Annotated in this window: 16 protein-coding genes; all 16 read left to right on the forward strand. The window is 60.5% G+C overall.

The window, feature by feature from the left end; translation table 11 throughout:
* Positions 1 to 100 precede the first annotated feature (100 nt).
* Positions 101 to 1,462: an FAD-binding oxidoreductase gene (locus tag F3J15_RS25160; RefSeq protein ID WP_240159031.1), complete on the forward strand. Its 1,362-nt coding sequence runs from the start codon at positions 101 to 103 to the stop codon at positions 1,460 to 1,462.
* A gap of 82 nt (positions 1,463 to 1,544) precedes the next feature.
* The gene (locus tag F3J15_RS25165) at positions 1,545 to 2,207 is read left to right on the forward strand and encodes a hypothetical protein (RefSeq protein ID WP_166894709.1); all 663 of its coding nucleotides are present in this window, start codon (positions 1,545 to 1,547) and stop codon (positions 2,205 to 2,207) included.
* A 124-nt stretch (positions 2,208 to 2,331) separates the two neighbouring features.
* Positions 2,332 to 3,198 (forward strand): phytanoyl-CoA dioxygenase family protein, encoded by an 867-nt coding sequence (locus tag F3J15_RS25170; protein WP_124483903.1) that lies wholly within the window; start codon positions 2,332 to 2,334, stop codon positions 3,196 to 3,198.
* Positions 3,199 to 3,328: 130 nt separating this feature from the next.
* Positions 3,329 to 4,819: an FAD-binding oxidoreductase gene (locus F3J15_RS25175; protein WP_166894711.1), complete on the forward strand. Its 1,491-nt coding sequence runs from the start codon at positions 3,329 to 3,331 to the stop codon at positions 4,817 to 4,819.
* Positions 4,820 to 4,860: 41 nt separating this feature from the next.
* A complete protein-coding gene (locus F3J15_RS25180) occupies positions 4,861 to 6,150 on the forward strand; it encodes an acyl-CoA dehydrogenase family protein (RefSeq protein WP_166894713.1) in 1,290 nt (429 codons plus the stop codon).
* A 145-nt stretch (positions 6,151 to 6,295) separates the two neighbouring features.
* Complete coding sequence (locus tag F3J15_RS25185) at positions 6,296 to 6,700, forward strand: hypothetical protein (RefSeq protein WP_240159027.1); 405 nt, start codon at positions 6,296 to 6,298, stop codon at positions 6,698 to 6,700.
* Positions 6,666 to 8,150: an FAD-dependent oxidoreductase gene (locus tag F3J15_RS25190; protein WP_166894715.1), complete on the forward strand. Its 1,485-nt coding sequence runs from the start codon at positions 6,666 to 6,668 to the stop codon at positions 8,148 to 8,150. The genes F3J15_RS25185 and F3J15_RS25190 overlap by 35 nt, the downstream gene beginning before the upstream one ends.
* Positions 8,151 to 8,160: 10 nt before the next feature.
* Positions 8,161 to 8,817: a c-type cytochrome gene (locus F3J15_RS25195; protein ID WP_124483893.1), complete on the forward strand. Its 657-nt coding sequence runs from the start codon at positions 8,161 to 8,163 to the stop codon at positions 8,815 to 8,817.
* A 90-nt stretch (positions 8,818 to 8,907) separates the two neighbouring features.
* Positions 8,908 to 9,648 (forward strand): 3-oxoacyl-ACP reductase FabG, encoded by a 741-nt coding sequence (gene fabG, locus F3J15_RS25200; protein ID WP_166894717.1) that lies wholly within the window; start codon positions 8,908 to 8,910, stop codon positions 9,646 to 9,648.
* A gap of 216 nt (positions 9,649 to 9,864) precedes the next feature.
* Positions 9,865 to 10,614 carry an electron transfer flavoprotein subunit beta/FixA family protein gene (locus F3J15_RS25205; protein ID WP_166894733.1) on the forward strand — a complete coding sequence of 250 codons (750 nt, stop codon included), beginning with the start codon at positions 9,865 to 9,867 and terminating at the stop codon, positions 10,612 to 10,614.
* A 17-nt stretch (positions 10,615 to 10,631) separates the two neighbouring features.
* Positions 10,632 to 11,603, forward strand: coding sequence for an FAD-binding protein (locus F3J15_RS25210; RefSeq protein ID WP_166894719.1), 972 nt, complete (start codon positions 10,632 to 10,634; stop codon positions 11,601 to 11,603).
* Positions 11,604 to 12,154: 551 nt separating this feature from the next.
* Positions 12,155 to 13,186 carry a phosphotransferase gene (locus tag F3J15_RS25215; protein ID WP_166894721.1) on the forward strand — a complete coding sequence of 344 codons (1,032 nt, stop codon included), beginning with the start codon at positions 12,155 to 12,157 and terminating at the stop codon, positions 13,184 to 13,186.
* Positions 13,187 to 13,236: 50 nt separating this feature from the next.
* Positions 13,237 to 14,001 (forward strand): SDR family oxidoreductase, encoded by a 765-nt coding sequence (locus tag F3J15_RS25220; RefSeq protein ID WP_166894723.1) that lies wholly within the window; start codon positions 13,237 to 13,239, stop codon positions 13,999 to 14,001.
* 200 nt (positions 14,002 to 14,201) lie between these two features.
* A complete protein-coding gene (locus F3J15_RS25225; RefSeq protein WP_166894725.1) occupies positions 14,202 to 15,446 on the forward strand; it encodes an acyl-CoA dehydrogenase family protein in 1,245 nt (414 codons plus the stop codon).
* Positions 15,447 to 15,657: 211 nt separating this feature from the next.
* Positions 15,658 to 15,969: a high-potential iron-sulfur protein gene (locus F3J15_RS25230; protein WP_166894727.1), complete on the forward strand. Its 312-nt coding sequence runs from the start codon at positions 15,658 to 15,660 to the stop codon at positions 15,967 to 15,969.
* Between the two features lie 120 nt (positions 15,970 to 16,089).
* On the forward strand, positions 16,090 to 16,213 hold a 124-nt coding region (locus F3J15_RS25235), incomplete at its 3' end, for a hypothetical protein (RefSeq protein WP_166894729.1).

The following is a 16,213-nucleotide window of genomic DNA, read 5'->3' on the forward strand; positions in this document are numbered from 1 at the left end:
GATGATTGAAGCGAATGCAAAGCAGACCTGGGCGGAGGAATTCACCGGAGTGACTTCGCGCCCCTTTGACAATGGCGCAGAAGCGCCGTCCGACAGTCCGATGGCACAGGCGAGAGTCACCGCTGCGCTGAGGAAGTATCGCCCGATCGGCATGTGGGTGGAAAAGCCGGTTGATCTTCAAGCCCCGCTGGAGGGCGATGTCAACGCTGACGTGATCGTTGTTGGCGCTGGCTTCGCCGGTTTGTCCACCGCGTTGGAGCTTGCCGCGCACGGGGCGAAAGTGATCGTCCTCGAGCGTGAGTTCGCCGGCTTCGGTGCAAGCGGTCGAAACGCTGGCTACCTCGCGGGTGGCCAGGGACTTGAATACGACCTGTTCCTGAAACGCGTGGGTCTCGAGCGGGCGAAGGCGATTGTCGGGTTCTACGACGAAGGTGTGAGGTACGTCGAACGAAAGCTGCTCGAATACGACATCGACTGCGACTACAACGCATCCGGATTGATCCGGGCAGGCGTCCATCCGTCACAGGAGAAGCATGTCCGCAAGACCATGCAACTGGGTATCGAACTCGGCTCTCCTGCGGTATTTCTGGACGAAGCCGGCATGCGCGCGCGTGGAATCCCGCCTGCGTTTCTATTTGGGTACCACGTCCCAACAGGAGGCACGCTGGACCCAGGAAAGTATGTGATGGGGTTGCGGCGTGCCGCGCTTAAGGCCGGTGTGAGGATTTACGAAGATACGGCGCTTTTGTCCTACGACCAGGGTCCGATTGTTAAGGTAAGAACGGCACGCGGCAGCGCGAGCGCTCCATTCCTGGTGCTCGCCACCAACGCGTACACACCGCAGCTTGGCCTGCTCGGAGACAAAGTGATTCCGCTGCGCGTGTCGGCGATCGAGACCGAGCCTCTGTCCGCGCCACAGCTTGCAGCCTTGGGTTGGCCGCGGCGCGAAGGCGTGGTGACAGCCCATTGGACGATGGAAAGTCATCGCTTGACGGCACGCAACACGCTCGTGCTCACGACAAAGCGCCTCCGCTACGTCTACGGTTCGCGAACACCCAATGTGCCGGATAACACGGCCTATCGCGAACTGGTGAAGGCACTGCACGACCGGTTCCCGACGTTGAGAGATCTCGCTGTCCGGACGTGCTGGAGCGGCTACGTCAGCTTCGCCAATGATGCGCTACCCGTGGTGGGTGAAACCGGGGCTCAGCAGAACATCTTCTATTCCGCAGGATGTTCCGGGCACGGCCTCGGCACGCAATCCTTGATGGGGCATCTGCTCGCGGAGCGGATTCGCGGAACTGAGCCTCCTCTGCTTTCGGCGCTACGCCACGAGACCCCATCGACGCTGCCCGAGCCGGTCAGGTGGTGCTTCGTCAACGGCGCATTGAGCATGGCGAACCTTCTGGACGATCGGGTGAACAGCAAGGCGCGGTCCATCGCTGACCGAACGGAGCAGTGAACTGATATGACGAAAACCGACACTCGGTTTGCCAGAACGCGTCGCTTCAAACCGGAATTCTGATACTCGCCGGAGATTGATCATGAATCTTAGACTTTATTGCATTTTGTTTTCCTGTTCGGTATTTGCGTTGGCCTCGCTAATTTATGGCGTGAAGTTTATGAAAAAGCGCAACTATCTTGTTGGGCTGGAATGGCTTGCGCTGGGTATTTCTGGCTTGAATGTTATCGTATTTTTGCTGACGAACTCGCACGTTTCGTATGAGGTCATGCATTTCCTGGATGCGTTTTCCAGGGGATTCGGTTTGCCGGTTGTCGCAGTTGCTGGTTTGATGGATGTCACTCGGAAGCGCAAGCTGTCGGTGGGTCAAGACATCCTGCTGGTCGCAGGTGCAATTCTTGGAGGGATTGTATTGGTGACGGCTGATTTCATGGTCGGGATTCTTCCTTACTTCTATGTGGTGATGTGGATTTGGTTATCGGGGCATCTCGTCTATTTCATCGTCAAGTTGATGGAAATCGGCGAGTCATTGCAGGCTTTGAGCACGTTTGTGGCGCTGGTGACTTCTTTGGTGATTGCTTGCATCTACGATTTTTACAAAATACCAGGGGATGAAACCAATTTGGTATTGAACTTCCCATTTCTCGCGTTGCTCACGTGGGGATATTTCTCGACTTCAATCTATCACGCCTATTGCGCATTGGAGCGAGGCGATTCGCGGCGTGGAGGTTTGGCGCGTGCGTAAATTGCACGAAGATTCAGGTTCTGGATGTGAACGGTTTTTGAAGGTAGGTTTTGTCCCAATTATTTTTTTGTAAATCGTTATCTGTTTGTATCGTCAGCGATACCAATCTTTGGAGGAATGAAAAATGAGCAACGTGGCGAAGTCTGTTATTAAAACGGTGCCGAGTACGTCGTCGGTTGAAGAAATTCACGCAATTTTTCAGGAAGACGGGTGTGTCATCCTCAAGAATTATCTGACTGAGGCACAGGTTAGATCGTTTAACGACGATATCGAAGCCGAGATGCAAAAGCTCTCGCCGGGCTGCAAGAATGACGAATATGAAATCATGACCGAATTTCATGGCGTGAATACCAAGCGACTGACTGCTTTGGCCAAGATAAGCAGGACATTCCGCGAGGAAATCCTGGATATTGACGTCTTTCACGCCATGGGGGATGCAATTTTCCGGGAAGAGTCCGGTACCTGCTGGCTGACGACCGCCCAGGTGATCGAGATTGGCCCGGACAGCCGAGCGCAACCGCTGCACCGTGACCTCGAGGGCTGGACCCACTTCCTCAAGATGGGCGCTCAAGCGCCGGAGGTCGTTATCAATTTCCTGGTGGCCCTGACCGACTTCACCGACGAGAACGGTGCGACGCGAGTGATTCCGGGCAGTCACAAATGGCCCGACTACGCTGACCGTGGCACGCAGGAGATGACGATCCCTGTGGAGATGAAGGCCGGCGACGCTGTCTTGTACACAGGCAAGTTGGTACATGGTGGTGGAGCGAATCGCACCAAGGACTTCTATCGCCGCGGCGTGACCATTCCTCTGATCCCGGGTTTTCTCACCCCGGAAGAAGCTGTTCCGCTCCTCGTTGATATTGAGACGGTACGCGGGTTGCCCGAACGTGTGCAGCGCGTACTCGGTTTCCGCTCGCAGTACCCCGTCGGTTCAATCGGTTTGTGGCAAGCGAACGTTGGCGACGTCGGGACGTACCTCGGACTCTGATGGACCCTCAGGCCGGCGCACGCCAGGGGTACGCGCCGGTCATGCGATTCAGGAAAACGGCGGTGGTAGCAACGCATCGAAGAGGCCGCGTTTGCTGTTCATGTTTTGAAAAGGATTGAGGGAGGCAGAAATGAGCAAGGGTCTCGATACCAAGCCGGACGGGCAGACCGGCCATTCAGGGATCACCCGACGCAATTTCGTGAAGGGTGCAGCCGCCGCGGCCGTCGTTGTACCAGCTGCGGCGGCAATGCAAAGTGCGCGCACGGAGCCTGCTGCGGACGGTAGAGAGGCAGCCGACCTGGAAAAGTATCGGGCGCTTGGCGGATGGGTGGAAAAGCCCGAAGACATGCAGCCGGCGCTCGAGGGCGACGTCAGCGCCGATGTCGTGATTGTCGGCGCCGGCTTCGCTGGCCTTTCCGCCGCACTCGAGCTCGCCAAGCAGGGCGCGAAAGTGATCGTCCTGGAGCGTGAATTTGCCGGCTTCGGGGCAAGCGGCCGCAATGCCGGCTACATGGGCGGCGGTGTAGCGCTCGAATACGACCTGTTCCTCAAGGACGTCGGCAAGGAGCGTGCGAAAGAGATCGTCCGCTACTACGAAGACGCCGTCCCCTTTGTTGAAGGCAAGCTCAAGGAACACGGGATTGACTGCGACTACAACCCCTCCGGGTTGATTCGCGCAGGGATTCATCCGTCGCAGGAAGAGAAGGTGCGCGAGGGCGTACGCGCCAGCGCGGAATTTGGCGCCAAGTCAGAATTTTGGGGCGAGGCCCAGATGCGTGCGCGGGGCATTCCGCCGGCATTTCTGTTTGGTGAATACACCCCGCGTGGCGGCACGCTTAATCCAGGCAAGTACGTGATGGGTCTGCGGCGTGCCGCGCTTCGCGCAGGCGTCAAGATTTGTGAAAACACGCCGCTGCTGTCTTACACCGAAGGTCCCGTGATCAAGGTGAAGACGCCACGGGGTAGCGCGAGCGCTCCGGTGCTGATGTTCGCCACGAACGGCTATACCCCCCAGCTTGGTCTTCTCGCGGACAAGGTGGTCCCCTTGCGGGTGTCGGCCATCGAGACCGAACCGCTTTCCCCCGCGCAACTGAAGTCGCTGGGCTGGCCCGGGCGTGAAGGCATCGTGACGGCACACTGGACAATGGAAAGCCATCGCTTGACGGCGAACAACACGCTCCTGGTGACCACCAAGCGACTTCACTATCCGTACGGATCAAAGACGCCGAACGTGCCTGACTACGATCAGTATCGCGAGTTGAGGATCGCTCTGCGCGACCGCTTCCCGACCTTGAAAAACATCGCAGTGCGGGCGTGTTGGAGCGGCTATATCAGCTTTGCCGGCGATGCGCTTCCGGTGGTCGGCACCACCGGGGCGAATCAGAACATTTACTACGCCGCTGGGTGCTCCGGGCATGGCGTGGCCTCCCAGTCCATGGTCGGCCACCTGATTGCCCAACGGATTCGCGGAACCGAGCCCCCGCTGCTCGCGGCGGTGCGCCACGAGACGCCCTCGACATTACCCGAACCGTTCCGATGGTGCGTCCTTAATGGGGCACTGGGTGGCGCAGCCGCGATGGACGATTGGTTGAACCGTAAGGTGCGCGACGCTGCAGCCTGAAGGCGGGCGCATTAACTGAGAATGGAATGGAGGAGCACAACATGATTCGCCTGAAGAAAAACGTGGAGTTGCCGTCGGTCGGACTGACCGGTTTCGAGACGCCGTTGAGCGAAGAGGAAAGCGCGATCCAGAGCACAGTCCATCGCTTTGCGCGCGATGTACTGCGCCCGATTGGCCGGGAGCTCGATCGCATGACGCCGGAGGAAGCGATCGCCCCAGGGTCTCCGTACTGGACGGCGATTGTTGAGGCTGCCAAGCTCGGGCTCGATCCGCAACTGATCGCGCAGTTCCCGCCCGAAGTCGCGATTCGCATCGAGTCGATCATTGGCGAGGAACTCGGTTGGGGCGATGCGGGCTTCGCCATTTCGATTGGCGCCGCGAGCATGCCGATGATGATGGCCCAGACGGTCGGTAACCAGGAACTGATCGAAATGTGTGCCGGCAAGGTTGGCTGCTGGATGAATACGCAGCCCGACCGCGGCTCCGATGCTGCAATTCTGTATCGCCAGGAACTCAGCGCTGGCGGAAAGCAGCCAGTCGGCAACGTCACCGCGAAGGTCGGCACCGATGAAATCATCGTCAACGGCCAGAGTTCGGCGTGGGTGTCGAACGGGGCGGTGGCACAGGTCGCGCTCGCCTACATGGCGGCCGACTATGGCGACGGGTTTTACGGTACTGGCGAGCACAGCACGTTCACCAATGGCATCGGGATCATCATTCCACTCGATCTGCCGGGGGTCTCGCGAGGTAAGCCGCTCGACAAGATCGGCCAGCGTTCGTTGCCACAAGGGGAGATCTATTTCGACAACGTCAAGGTGCCGAAGCGCTTCGCCATTGCGCTGAAGGATGACTATCTCGGCAACCTGGCGTCGACGTGGTCGTATGCCGGCACGCACATGTGCCAGACCTTTGTCGGCGTGGCGCGTTCGGCGTTTGAGCTGGCGCTCGACTACTGCCACCAACGCAAACAAGGCGGCGCGCTGCTAATGGATCACCAGATGACGCACTTGCGCATCGGCGAGATGCTGCGCCGGCTGGAGATGGCGCGTGCGATCGCACGCCGCAGCCTCGCGTATTCGCGTATGTCGCCGGTGAGCCACCCTTATGCGACCGCACAGGCCAAGGTCAGCGTCACAGAAGAGGCGATGAAGATCACCCACGAGGCGTTTCAGCTCTTCGGCGGCAACGGCACGACGCGCGAATTCCCGATCGAGAAAATCTTCCGTGATGTGCGCTCCGCGCTGATCGAGGACGGTGAGAACTACATCCTCACGTCGCGCCTGGGTGTGCTTGCCGGAGAGCTTTATCGGAACGGCTGGACCAAGGAGTAAGCGCCGGGGGTGGGTACAGGCTGCAGCTTCAATCAAGAAGCTACCGAGCCGTGACGGACACAGTCTTCGCATGGGAGACGTTGTCATGACGACATGTTCCGGCACTACGGCTGCGACTTGGGGGCGGCAGCCTACCGCAAAGGAAATGCTCAGCTTCATCCGTGCGTCAGTGGAGAGCATTCGCAAGGATGCGGCCAGCGATCGGCTGGCAGATGGCGCTGTCATTGAGCGGTGTCTGTCCAGCTTGTTGCGACACGCCCTGATGACGCGTTCGCCGTATGAGATTGCCTTAGTGCAGGGCAGCGCGGCTGAGCTGATGTTGTTTCCGGAGAACGATGTGCTGGAACGGTGCACGGCCGCTGTGCAGAGGCTGATCAGCAGATGTTGCGCGACCTGGTCTGGGCTGTCAGGCAGCACCGAAGCATCCGTAGCGGCCGGCATGTCCGCAGGTTCGGGATCGAAGTGCAACGAGGCACTCGAAGCATCAACACATTCATCGCAGTTACGTAAATACCATGTCAGAGAAATCTCACCCCGACACACCAGCTAACCTGCCGCGCAGGCAATGGCTGAAATACGCTGGCGTTACTGCGGCCGCAGGCGGTCTGGCTCTGGGCGCCCGGCAAGCCGATGCTGGTACCGCCAAGGCTGGACAGACACCGGACGGCGTGCTTGATGTCGCCATCATCGGCGCTGGGCTGGCGGGCTTGACGGCCGCGCGCGACCTGCAGCTGGCGGGTTGCAACTCCTTCGTAGTCCTGGAGGCGCGAGACCGAGTAGGCGGTCGCACGCTCAACTACAACATCGAAGGCGGCTACGTTTCCGAGGTCGGCGGCCAGTGGATCGGGCCCGGTCAGACTGCCGTGGCGGATCTCGCCCGCGAACTGGAGGTCGACACGTTTCCGAGCTACTACGAGGGCAAGACCGTCATTCTGGGCGGCGATGGCCTAGTGGCGGTCGATCTGAAGGGGACGTTCGGTACCGATGAGGCGGTCAGCGCAAAGCTCAGCCAGCTGTCGCGCGATGTGCCTTCGGGCGCCCCTTGGAAATCCCCGAGAGTCCGTGAGCTGGACAAGCTCTCGGTTGGTGACTGGCTCGGAAAGCAGAACATCAAGCCCGAAGACCAAGTCGGTTGGAACGCAAGCATCACCCTTTCCGGCGGCACGGCCCCGGCCAAGATGGGGCTCCTGCATTTTCTGTCGATGATCAATTCGGCGGATCGCGACTACTCGCAGCTCGACAGCATCAAGCACAGCGCGCAGGAAACCCGCTTCGTCGGCGGTTCGCAAATTCTCAGTATCAAGATCGCGAAGCAATTGGGCGACAGGATGCGCCTGTCGACGCCGGTGCGCCAGATTTCCGGTTGGGACAGCGATGTCGTCACGCTGCATACCGACCACGGCGAAGTGCGCGCTCGCAAAGTCATCATGGCCATCCATCCGGCCCTGTGTAACCAGGTGCAGTTTGACCCACCACTGCCGGAGAAGCGCGCCGCGTTGCAACGCGCATGGCCTGCGCACTCACCCGCACGCAAGGTGGCCATGGTCTACCGCCGTCCGTTCTGGCGTGAGAAAGGTCTGAATGGTCACATCATCCAGATCAACGGGCCAGTGATCTGGGCCTTCGACAACTCGCCCCCGGGCGGTGAAATCGGAGTCATCAACGCCTTCGTCGCAAATGCGCAGCTTCCGTCGGAGCCGGACGCCGCAAAGTCAATCCTGACCGAACTCTATGCCCGGGCATGGGGCCGTGAAGCCCTGTCGCCGGTGGCCTATCACGATCATGACTGGGGCCGGGGCGATCCCTGGACGATCACCTGCATCTCAGCCATTCCGCCCGGCTTCTGGAGCGCCCACGGTGAAGCACTGCGCCCACCGTGCGGCAACCTGATCTGGTCAGGCACTGAGACGGCGGAGATCTGGGCCGGCTACATGGATGGCGCGGTGCGCTCCGGTCACCAAGCGGCGCTGCAGGTGCTCAATGCACTGCGTCGGGCGTGAGGGGAACGACATGAAGAAACTCATTGTGATTAGCGTTGCCGCCATTGCCGCTGCTGTGGCGCTTGTCGTCTTTGGCCCAGGTCTGCTCGATCTCCATCGTCTGGATCGCTATATCGACACATCAGCCAAGGCGTATGAGGCTGACGGAGGCCCGTGGCCGCACGTGAACGATGCCTGCTCCATGTGCCATGGCGTCAAAGGCAATTCACTCCATCAGGGCTATCCGAGCCTGGCGGGGCAGCCTGCCGCCTATTTGGAGACGCAGCTCCACAATTTTGCGAGCGGCGCGCGACGCAGTCCGAACATGGGACCGTTGTCGATGACCATGGACAACGCGCAAATCAAGGACCTGGCGAACTATTTCTCCAAGGTTTCGCCCATCGCAAACCGCTACTTCAAGCCTGATGCGCAATTGCGCGAAAAGGGGCAGCAATTGGTGACGAGTGGGAATTGCGCGGCATGTCACGGGGCGCAACTGATGGGGCACGACCAGTTTCCGCGCTTGGCCGGCCAAGGCTACGACTACATCCTGGCACAGTTCGACGCGTTTGCTTCCGGCACCCGTAGCGAACCGACCGGCATGATGAAGCGCCTTGCGGACGGCGCCTCGGCGGAAGACCGCAAGGCAATCGCCAGCTACCTCGCGAGCCTTGAACCCAAACATTGACGGTTTGTGAACGGGTGGATAAGGGCCTGTCGGGCCCAGCTTGTACCCGCTGGACAATGCGTCCGGCAATTTCTTAGGAATGTTGAAGTCATGAAGCTGAAAGACAAGGTGGCCGTCATCACGGGCGCGGCCGCGGGTATTGGGCAGGCGACTGCGCGCAAGTTCGCAAGCGAAGGCGCTACGGTGATTCTTTGCGACCGCGCGGCCGAGGCTGTGGAGCAAGAAGCCAGCAGCCTGAGGGCAGAGGGCTATAAGGCCGCAGGCTATTCGTTGGACGTTACCGACCGCGCGGGTATCGAGGCCTTGGCCGCGGATGTCGTGGAAAAGTTTGGCCGTATCGACATCCTGGTCAACAACGCGGGCATCGCGCTAGACGCGAAGGTCACGCGCATGACCGAAGAGCAGTTTGACCGGGTGATCGATGTCAACCTCAAGGGGGTGTTCAACTGCACGCAGGCGGTGATCGGTGTAATGCTCGAGCAGCAGTCCGGGGTCATCCTGAACGCGTCGAGCGTGGTTGGTATCTACGGCAATTTCGGGCAGACGAACTATGCGGCAAGCAAGTTCGGTGTAGTCGGATTTACGAAAACCTGGGCGCGAGAACTCGGGCCGAAAGGGATCCGCGTGAATGCCGTCTGCCCGGGCTTTATCGAGACGGACATTCTGAAAACGATGCCCGAGAAGGTCCTTGACGGATTTCGTTCCAACTGCTGGCAGCGACGCCTGGGCTCGCCAAAAGAGATCGCAAACGTCTATGCATTCCTTGCGTCCGACGAGGCGAGCTTTGTCAACGGGGAAGCGATCGAAGTTTCGGGAGGGCTTTCGATCTAGATCTGGTGCACAAACGAGACCGGAGTGGCGAATGTCTACTGAGCAACGCGGCAGCAGGAATCAGCGCACATCGAGTGCGGCGGCCGCACGCGTATGCAACACGACCTATGTTTGGCAACACTTGAAATTGATGCGTCCGGCGGACAAAGCGGCAATCCGGTTGGCATGCCTTCGTGTCCGAATGGACACGGTGATGAGATTGAATGTGGAGGGGCAATGAAGGTGTTGGTAGCGGTGAAGCGTGTAGTGGATGCCAATGTGAAAGTTCGCGTCAAGACAGACTGCTCGGGTGTCAATGTCGCGAACATCAAGATGAGCATCAATCCCTTCGACGAGATCGCGGTCGAGGAGGCGGTACGGTTGAAGGAAGCGGGCGTGGTGAGCGAAGTGATCGCTGTCTCCGCCGGCGTGGCGCAGGCGCAGGAGACGCTGCGCACGGCGCTGGCGATCGGCGCGGACCGCGCGATCCTGGTCGAGTCCGACGAGGAACTGCAGCCGCTGGCGGTGGCCAAGCTCTTGAAGGCAATCGTCGACAAGGAGCAGCCGCAACTGGTGATCCTCGGCAAGCAGGCGATCGACGACGATTCGAACCAGACGGGACAGATGCTCGCCGCGCTCGCGAAGCTGCCGCAGGCGACGTTCGCTTCGAAGCTGGCGGTGGCCGATGGCCGCACACAGGTCACGCGCGAAGTCGACGGCGGCCTGGAGACGGTTTCGCTGACGCTGCCGGCGGTGGTGACGACCGACCTGCGCCTCAATGAGCCGCGCTACGTGACGCTGCCCGACATCATGAAGGCGAAGAAGAAGCCGCTGGAGACGGTGGGGCCGGCGGACCTGGGCGTCGACGTGAGCCCGCGCCTGAAGACGCTGAAGGTGGTCGAGCCGCCGAAGCGTGCGGCCGGCGTGAAGGTGCCGGACGTGGCGACGCTGGTCGAGAAGTTGAAGAACGAAGTGAAGGTCTTGTGAGAGGGAGGAGAGACGACATGAGCATTCTGGTCATTGCAGAACCTGACGCCCCGAAGGAAGCCCCCTTGGGAGGCAATCAATCGATCAAGGCAGCGACGCTGAATACCGTCACGGCGGCACTCCAGTGTGGCGGCGACGTGCACGTGTTGGTCGCGGGCGCCAACGCCGGTGCGGCAGCGCAGCAAGCGGCGCAAATCGTCGGCGTGACAAAGGTGCTGCACGCCGATGCGGTGCACCTGGGTGACGGCCTGGCGGAGAACGTGGCGGCGCAGGTGGTGGCACTGGTTGTAACGGCGGGCGAGGGCTACACGCACATCCTGGCGCCGGCGACTGCCTATGGCAAAAACATCGCACCGCGCGTGGCTGCGCTGTTGGACGTGGCGCAGGTCTCGGACATCACCAGGGTGGTCAGCCCCGACACGTTCGAGCGTCCGATCTACGCGGGTAATGCAATTGCGACGGTGCAGTCGAGCGACCCGATCAAGGTGATCACCGTGCGTTCGACGGGCTTCGATCCGGTGGCGGCCGAAGGCGGCAGCGCAGCGATCGAGCAGATCGAAGCGGCAGCGGATGCGGGTGTCTCGCAATTCGTGAGCCGTGAAGTGACGAAGCTGGACCGTCCTGAACTGACGAGCGCGCACATCATCGTGTCGGGCGGCCGTGGTCTGGGCAGCGGCGAAAACTACCAGAAGGTACTGGAGCCGCTGGCAGACAAACTGCAAGCTGCACTGGGTGCATCGCGTGCCGCGGTCGACGCCGGCTACGTGCCGAACGACTATCAAGTCGGCCAGACAGGCAAGATCGTTGCGCCGCAACTGTACATCGCAGTCGGTATCTCGGGTGCGATCCAGCACCTGGCCGGCATGAAGGATTCGAAGGTGATCGTTGCGATCAACAAGGATCCGGAAGCACCGATCTTCAGCGTCGCCGATTACGGCCTCGTCGGCGATCTGTTCACCGTCGTACCGGAACTGACGTGTGCGATTTGAGCGAAAGCTCACCCAGCCGGGAGGTGTGGTATCCACTGCGCATTGGCCAGCCTCATCAAGGAGTTTGAGGCTTCTCCGATCACTTATTCGATGATACAAGCCATCGATGCTGGCGGACCTCCTGTTATTTTTCCCGGTGAGGAGACGAACGTCGTCTTCGATTTTCCTTTTCCTGGCTCTTCTTGCGTGGTCGTGTTTCGCAGCCGAACTGTACCACTCCTACTACGCACTGGAGCGCGCCGAAAGCGCCGGCAGAATTGCGGTAGCGAGGAAAACACAGGAGCAAGATGAAGTTACGCGACCCAACAATCTTGATTTGACCGCGTAGGATTTGCTTCATGAATGCCGTGAGATTCATAAAATAAATTTCATAAACATAAGCTCGATCGATATGATCAGTATTACTTAGAAGTAGTGAATTAAATGGCCAAACTCAGTCTGGTGAGGAGCAGCCCGACGTCTTTCGGCATGGAGTGTTGCGATGGGAACGCCGTTCTCGGCGAGCACGATTCGGAACTATGGTTGACTCACAATACTGAATGATCGGAACAATGACGAACACGGCACAGCAACTCGATATCAACAGGCTGGTGCGCTACCTGGAAGACCATGTTCCAGGTTTCGAAGGTCCCGTTGAAGCGAACAAGTTCGCCGGCGGCCAGTCGAACCCGACCTTCCGACTGACCGCGCGCAGCGGCCACTACGTGCTGCGCTGCCAGCCGCCGGGTGAACTGCTGAAGTCCGCACACGCGGTGGATCGTGAGTTTCGTGTGTTGAGCTCGCTGTGGGGCACCGAAGTGCCGGTCGCGCATCCGTATCACCTCTGCGTTGACCGCGACGTGATCGGCAGCATGTTCTACGTGATGAGCTTCGAAGACGGTCGGATTTTCTGGGATCCCGCGCTGCCGGATCTGCCGAAGCACGATCGTGCGATCTGCTACGACGTGGTGCTGCAGACGATGGCTGCGCTGCATGACGTTGACGTCGACGCGGTCGGTCTCGCCGACTACGGTCGCCCGGGCAGCTACTTCGAGCGCCAGATCGGTGTGTGGACGAAGCAATACCGGGCGGCAGAGACGGAGCGCCTCGATGCGATGGAGACGCTGATCGATTGGCTGCCGAAGGCATGCCCTGACGACACGGGCCGGCCGGCACTGGTCCATGGCGACTTCCGGATCGACAACCTGATGTTCGCGAGAGACGGCTATCGCGTGAGGGCCGTGCTCGACTGGGAACTGTCGACGCTCGGCAATCCGCTCGCGGATCTCGCCTACTTTTGCATGTGCCTACGATTGCCGTCCGACGGCTTGGTTCCCGGACTGACCGGGCACGACTGCGCCGAACTTGGCATTCCTGACGAAGCGGCGATCGTCGCGCGTTATTGCGAGCTGCGCGGAATCGAACCGATCCGAGATTGGAATTTCTATCTGGCATTCAGCTTTTTCCGGTTTGCGGCGATCGCGCAGGGAGTGAAAGCTCGCGCCCTCCAGGGCAACGCATCGAATTCAAAGGCACTGCAGGTCGGCGACATGACCAGGTCGCTGGCTGACGAGGCCGTGCGAGTGATCGACACGCAGCGCTGAAACAAACCGAAGCGGCACGCGCCGCATGTATATCAATGGAGGAGTGAAACATGGCAACGAATCTGTTCGACCTGACCGGCAAGATCGCACTGGTGACGGGTGCGAGCCGCGGCATCGGCGAGGAAATCGCGAAGCTGCTCGCGGAGCAGGGCGCGCACGTGATCGTGTCGAGCCGCAAGCTCGACGACTGCCAGGCTGTGGCCGACGAGATCGTCGCGGCAGGCGGCCGCGCCGAGGCGCTGGCCTGCCACGTCGGGCGGCTCGAGGACATCGCCGCGACGTTCGAGTACATCCGCGGCAAGCACGGCCGCCTCGACATCCTCGTGAACAACGCGGCCGCGAACCCGTATTTCGGGCACATCCTCGATACCGACCTCGCCGCGTACGAGAAGACGGTCGACGTGAACATCCGTGGCTACTTCTTCATGTCGGTCGAGGCCGGCAAGCTGATGAAGACGCACGGCGGCGGCGCGATCGTCAACACGGCGTCGGTGAACGCGCTGCAGCCGGGCGACCGGCAGGGCATCTACTCGATCACGAAGGCAGCGGTCGTCAACATGACGAAGGCGTTCGCGAAGGAGTGCGGGTCGTTCGGCATTCGCGTGAACGCGCTGCTGCCGGGGCTCACGAACACGAAATTCGCTGGTGCGTTGTTTGAGGACAAGGATATCTATGGAGGCTGGCTCGCGAAGATCCCACTGGGCCGCCATGCGGAGCCGCGCGAGATGGCAGGCACTGTACTTTACCTCGTGTCAGATGCGGCGAGCTATACGAGTGGCGAATGCATCGTCGTCGACGGCGGCCTGACGATCTGATGCCGCAATGAAAGCAGAGGTCGAAGCTCGCGAGTCGTGACGATGTCTCTTGTGCGGGGCTCGCTGCTCAGGTGCTTCGGCTGGCTGGAGGACGTTGTCGCGGCGATGTCGGTATCTCGTCCGTGAATGTGCTTATTTGACCGGGCTGGCCGCCGCTGTCGACGGTGGTGCCTCGGTTTTCTGACCGAACGGAGTCGATCATGGATTTTGGCTATACCCCGAAAGTAGAGGAATTGCGCGGCCGTTTGGGCGCGTTCATGGACGAACACATCGTGCCGCGCATCCGCCAGTGGCACGAAGAGGTGCACGCGGGCCGCTACCCGGTGTCGTTCATGGAGGAACTGAAGGCGCGCGCGAAAGCGGAAGGGCTGTGGAACCTGTTTCTGCCGCACCTGAAGGCCGGCGAGCCTGGCATGGGGCTGACGAACCTCGAATATGCGCCGCTCGCCGAGATCATGGGGCGCGTGAGCTGGGCATCGGAAGTGTTCAACTGCAACGCGCCGGACACCGGCAACATGGAGCTGTTGCACATGTTCGCGACGCCCGAGCAGCGTGAACAGTGGCTGCTACCGCTGCTGCGCGGCGAGATCCGTTCGGCATTCGCGATGACGGAGCCGGACGTCGCGTCGTCGGACGCGACGAACATCACGACGCGCATCGAGCGCGACGGCGGCGACTATGTGATCAATGGCCGCAAGTGGTTCATCACGAACGCCGCACATCCGAACTGCAAAATCTTCATCGTGATGGGCAAGACCGATCCCGAGGCCACGTCGCACGAGCAGCAGAGCATGATCCTCGTGCCGCGCGACACGCCGGGCGTGACGATCGTGCGCAACATCACGGTGATCAATCACTACGCACCTGAAGGGCACTGCGAGATCACGTTTGACAACGTGCGTGTGCCGGCGCGCAACCTGCTCGGCGAGGAAGGCAGCGGCTTCGCGCTCGCGCAGGCGCGCCTCGGGCCTGGCCGGATCCATCACTGCATGCGCTCGATCGGGGCGGCGGAGTTGGCGCTGGAACTGATGATCGATCGCGCGCAGTCGCGCGTCGCGTTCGGCAAGCCGCTGAACAAGCACGGCACGGTCGGCGAATGGATCGCGCGATCGCGCATCGAGATCGATCAGGCGCGCCTGCTCGTGCTGAAGACTGCGTGGATGATCGACAAGGTCGGCGCGAAGGCTGCGCGCAAGGAAATCTCGATGATCAAGGCACTCGTGCCGACTGTGCATACGGCGGTGTGCGATCGCGCGATGCAGGTGTTCGGCGCGATGGGAATCAGCCCCGACACTCCGCTCGCCGACAGCTGGACCTTGGGTCGCACGCTGCGCTTTGCGGACGGCCCGGACGAGGTACATCTCCAGGCGATCGCGCGCATGGAGATCAAGGACGCGAGGCCCGGGTCGAGCGCGCCGTACCTGACCGTACCGCCGCGGGCCTGATCGCGGCACGCGCTGTCCACGAGGCGGCGCGTACGGGCCGCGGCAAAGAGGTCTCGCCGCACGATGAAGCAATCCGTCTCGACGTTTTTTATGGAAGCGTCTTATCTAGGATTAGATGGCGAAGATTGCGTAACGCCTTCATTTCTATAACTGATACCCAGAAGTTTCTCGGTTTGTCGACAATTAATTTCTCTAAACGATGAGAATTTGCATGAAGAAATCTCGCCGCACTTTTATGATCACGACCGCCGGTGTCGCTTCGAGTCTGGTACTTGCGCGTCTCGCATTCGCCGATTCCCCGAAGGTATCCGACAGTGACGCCACGGCCCAGGCACTCGGCTACAGGGCCGACGCGACCAAGGTCGACAAGGCGAAGTACGCGAAGTACGCCGCTGGACAGATCTGCAGCAATTGCACGCTCTATCAAGGCAAGCCGAGCGACACGTTCGCGCCTTGCCCGATGTTCGGGGGCAAGCAGGTCGCGGGCAAGGGCTGGTGCAATGCCTATAGTAGGAAAGCCTGACGTATTGAGTGGCGGTCCACCAACTGTACCTGGCGAGGTCGGCTTGAGTGACTTTTGAGTGTAGCAACTTGAACTACTGGCCCGAATTCCTTGCGACGGCCACTACGGGTAATTCACGATATGACATTACTGATTGGGGTCCCTCTGGAGACGGCCCACGAGGAGCGGCGCGTAGCGACCGTTCCCGACGTGGTCGAAAAGCTGATCAAGCTCGGGTTCTCGGTGGCCGTGCAAAGCGGTGCCG

This window comes from Burkholderia sp. Ap-955 (genome assembly GCF_011753045.1).
In the GTDB taxonomy this organism is placed as follows: domain Bacteria; phylum Pseudomonadota; class Gammaproteobacteria; order Burkholderiales; family Burkholderiaceae; genus Burkholderia; species Burkholderia lata_D.

Bases quoted from the DNA above. Each gene is read 5' to 3' on its own strand.
- F3J15_RS25165 (WP_166894709.1), top strand. From the start codon at position 1,545: ATGAATCTTAGACTTTATTGCATTTTGTTTTCCTGTTCGGTATTTGCG.
- F3J15_RS25170 (WP_124483903.1), top strand. From the start codon at position 2,332: ATGAGCAACGTGGCGAAGTCTGTTATTAAAACGGTGCCGAGTACGTCG.
- F3J15_RS25180 (WP_166894713.1), top strand. From the start codon at position 4,861: ATGATTCGCCTGAAGAAAAACGTGGAGTTGCCGTCGGTCGGACTGACC.
- F3J15_RS25190 (WP_166894715.1), top strand. From the start codon at position 6,666: ATGTCAGAGAAATCTCACCCCGACACACCAGCTAACCTGCCGCGCAGG.
- F3J15_RS25230 (WP_166894727.1), top strand. From the start codon at position 15,658: ATGAAGAAATCTCGCCGCACTTTTATGATCACGACCGCCGGTGTCGCT.
- F3J15_RS25215 (WP_166894721.1), top strand. From the start codon at position 12,155: ATGACGAACACGGCACAGCAACTCGATATCAACAGGCTGGTGCGCTAC.
- fabG (WP_166894717.1), top strand. From the start codon at position 8,908: ATGAAGCTGAAAGACAAGGTGGCCGTCATCACGGGCGCGGCCGCGGGT.
- F3J15_RS25210 (WP_166894719.1), top strand. From the start codon at position 10,632: ATGAGCATTCTGGTCATTGCAGAACCTGACGCCCCGAAGGAAGCCCCC.
- F3J15_RS25220 (WP_166894723.1), top strand. From the start codon at position 13,237: ATGGCAACGAATCTGTTCGACCTGACCGGCAAGATCGCACTGGTGACG.
- F3J15_RS25185 (WP_240159027.1), top strand. From the start codon at position 6,296: ATGCTCAGCTTCATCCGTGCGTCAGTGGAGAGCATTCGCAAGGATGCG.
- F3J15_RS25195 (WP_124483893.1), top strand. From the start codon at position 8,161: ATGAAGAAACTCATTGTGATTAGCGTTGCCGCCATTGCCGCTGCTGTG.
- F3J15_RS25160 (WP_240159031.1), top strand. From the start codon at position 101: ATGGCACAGGCGAGAGTCACCGCTGCGCTGAGGAAGTATCGCCCGATC.
- F3J15_RS25225 (WP_166894725.1), top strand. From the start codon at position 14,202: ATGGATTTTGGCTATACCCCGAAAGTAGAGGAATTGCGCGGCCGTTTG.
- F3J15_RS25205 (WP_166894733.1), top strand. From the start codon at position 9,865: ATGAAGGTGTTGGTAGCGGTGAAGCGTGTAGTGGATGCCAATGTGAAA.
- F3J15_RS25175 (WP_166894711.1), top strand. From the start codon at position 3,329: ATGAGCAAGGGTCTCGATACCAAGCCGGACGGGCAGACCGGCCATTCA.